At 40.0% G+C, this 815-nt stretch carries 1 protein-coding gene and 1 pseudogene; both read left to right on the forward strand.

Annotated elements, in window-relative coordinates:
- Positions 1 to 385 (forward strand): annotated as a pseudogene (locus tag R7Z47_RS24450) (hypothetical protein); the annotation flags it as partial.
- A 174-nt stretch (positions 386 to 559) separates the two neighbouring features.
- Positions 560 to 815: hemerythrin domain-containing protein (locus tag R7Z47_RS24455; RefSeq protein WP_318130712.1), on the forward strand; the 256-nt coding region annotated here is incomplete at its 3' end.

Here is an 815-nt window from a genome sequence, read left to right on the forward strand (position 1 = left end):
TTATGACCATCATGTCGGCGCGGTGACTGGTTTCGAATATACCATCGTCGGCGCTTTTGATACGGTTTGGGATGTCGGCCTTATTGGAGAGTACCTCTATGATAGTCGGGGAAATAACGCACAGAACATTGGTCAAAATGATGTGTTTGCAGGTGTCCGCTTTGCCTTAAATGATGAGGATGGAACTGAAATTCTCACTGGGATTACGCAAGATTTGGAGAACTCAGATGTTTATAACGCAAAGTTAGAAGCCTCTAGCAGAATATCGAACCATCTGAAGTGGCAAGTTGATGCGTGGTTATTTAAAAATGATACGCCGACAGACTTACTTTATTTTGCTCGAGACGACGATTTTATTGAGCTCTCTATACAGTATTATTTTTAGATTTGCTGAATTGCTTAGCGAAAATAATCCATCATGGAGATCTTTGTCATTATTTTGACTACTCAGTGAGGCGTTAGAAAACTTTTATCGTTACTATTCCCTATATTTATTGTGGTATTTCAGGTTGCGGCATGGTGACTTGATATAGACTCGTCGATATTGGGAGTAGTAACGTTGAATTCATTTCGTTGGGACATCTATTTTGAAACAGGAATCGAAGATGTTGACGATCAGCACCAGTATCTCGTTGAGTTTATTAATAAGTACGGCAAACTTTTGACGCGAAACACGATTTCTATAGCGGATATTCAGAGCGCGTTATTTGCACTCTCTCGTTACGCCGAATTTCACTTCAAAGAAGAGGAAAATTTAATGAGAGAAGTGGGGATTCATCACGAGCATCTCCAAAAGCATATTCAAGTACATCGCA

The organism is Vibrio sp. 1641 (genome assembly GCF_033339995.1).
GTDB lineage: Bacteria > Pseudomonadota > Gammaproteobacteria > Enterobacterales > Vibrionaceae > Vibrio > Vibrio alginolyticus.